This is a genomic window from Microbacterium umsixpiens (genome assembly GCF_053543675.1).
The window spans coordinates 3613-5574 of the sequence record NZ_JBLVOH010000173.1; the positions used below are offsets into that span (position 1 = coordinate 3613).

The 1962-nt window shown below is 67.6% G+C and carries 2 protein-coding genes; one reads left to right on the plus strand and one right to left on the minus strand.

Going from position 1 to position 1962, the window contains the following annotated elements; all coding sequences use genetic code 11:
* Nucleotides 1–26 precede the first annotated feature (26 nt).
* Complete coding sequence (locus ACNPM4_RS16665) at nt 27–1346, minus strand: MFS transporter (protein WP_029263701.1); 1320 nt, start codon at nt 1344–1346, stop codon at nt 27–29.
* 94 nt (nt 1347–1440) lie between these two features.
* On the opposite strand from ACNPM4_RS16665, the gene ACNPM4_RS16670 reads away from it, so the two are divergent.
* Nucleotides 1441–1854 carry a cytidine/deoxycytidylate deaminase family protein gene (locus ACNPM4_RS16670; protein WP_167632875.1) on the plus strand — a complete coding sequence of 138 codons (414 nt, stop codon included), beginning with the start codon at nt 1441–1443 and terminating at the stop codon, nt 1852–1854.
* The last annotated feature ends 108 nt before the right edge of the window (nt 1855–1962 follow it).

Below are 1962 nucleotides of genomic sequence, written 5' to 3' on the forward strand. Positions count from 1 at the left end.
CCCCACGCCAGGTATCCATCAGGCGGTCACTTGCCCACGAAGAGGCCGTTGCGGTTCTTGGCGAGGACGTAGAGCACGACGCTGATCGCACACAGAGTGGCGATGTAGATCGGGAAGACCCACATCATCCCCTGGCTCTGCAGCCACAGCAGCAGGTACGAGGCCGTGCCGCCGAAGATGGCCACGCCGAGACCGTACCCGAGTCCGAGACCGGTGCCGCGGATGTGCTGCGGCAGGAGCGAGTTGGACACGACGACGAAGATGGTCATGTTGAGCAGCAGCACGATGGCGCCACCGAACATCACTCCGGCGAGCGTTCCGACCCCGGGCTGCGAGTACAGCAGCGCCAGGAAGATGGTCGGGATCGCCAGCAGACGGGCGACGACGAACCACCGGGACATCGGGAACCGGTCGAGGATGCGGCTCAGGCCGTAGGCGCCGAGCGTCAGGAAGATGCCCATGCCGGTCGTGATGGCGAACACCGCGGTGGGGTCCTCTCCGAACGTGCCGTTCGCGAGGTTCGGCAGACCGGCGATCCAGGTGTAGTTGTACGCCTGGATGGCGCCCACGATGAACACCGTGGCAAGCACGCTCAGCCAGTACTTGCGCACATCGCGCCACACGGAGTTGTTCTTCGTGGGGATCGCGCCGACCGTGCGGATGGCCGCGGTGTCGAGCGTCTCCGGCAGCGTGCGGCGCAGCCACAGGACGATGAGACCGAACGCTCCGCCCACGAGGAACGGGATGCGCCAGCCGTAGGCCGCCAGGGCTTCCGGTCCCAGCAGCAGGCTGATGAAGAAGATCGACAGCGGTGCGAGCAGGTTGCCCAGGTTGTTGAAGAAGGCAAAGAACCCGGCGACGTAACCGGGACGATTGGGCACCAGCTCGAGCGCGTATGCCGTTCCGAGCGGCGCCTCGACACCGGCGGAGAGGCCCTGGAGGAGGCGTGCGGCGACGACGATGATCGGCGCGAGAACGCCGATGGTCTGGAAGTCGGGGAGGATGCCGATGATGAAGCTGCCCAGGGCGACGGCTCCGACGGCGAAGATCATGATCTTCCGGCGCCCGTACCGATCGGCGACGAAGCCGAAGACGACACCGCCGAGGGGGCGTGCGACGAAGCCGACCGCGAAGACCGCGAGCGCGTTCAGGGTCGAGGCGAGCGGGCTGTCGGAGGGGAAGAACGCCGCACCGAGGTAGACCGACAGGAGCCCGAAGATCGCCCAGTCGTACCACTCGAGCGCGTGGCCCCAGCTCAGCGCCCGGAGGTTGCGGCGCTCTGTCTTGCTGGCTTTGCTCGTCAGCTGCTGCGGCGCCGTGGCTGCCACTACTTCTTCAGTGCTCATGGAGCTCCTTTGCTCTGCCCTCGAGGGGGAGGTGATCGACCCGTTGACGACTATAGTATAGCAGGATCGCCCTTCGCGACAGAAAGAGTGCATCGTGACTTCACCGCTGAACGACACCGACCGCCGCCTCGTCGACGCCGCCTCCGAACTCCTCGTCCGTACCCACGACGCCGACCTGCACCGCGTCGCGGCTGCCGCCCGCGGAGCGTCCGGACAGATCTATCTCGGCCTCAGCCTGCGCTCCCCGCGAGTGAGCGTCTGCGCCGAGAGCACGGCCCTCGCGAACGCCAGGATCGGCGGCGAGCAGGACATCGAGGCCATGGTCGCGGTGGGGCTGCGGGAAGACGGAACCACGGTCATCCTCAACCCCTGCGGCGTGTGCCGTGAGCTCGTGCCCGCCATCGCCCCGGGCATCCGCACACTCGCCGACGACGGCGGCCACCCGGTGTGGGTGACCGCCGCCGATCTGCTGCCGATGCCGTGGGTGCGCGCGCGCTCCTACGACTGAATCGCCGCGCGCCTCAGCGCCACGGAAGCGGGCGCCGCAGCACCTCGCCGATCCGCTCGAGCACGCCGTCGAAGTCCATGTCGAAGACGACCCGATGGATCGGCCGCG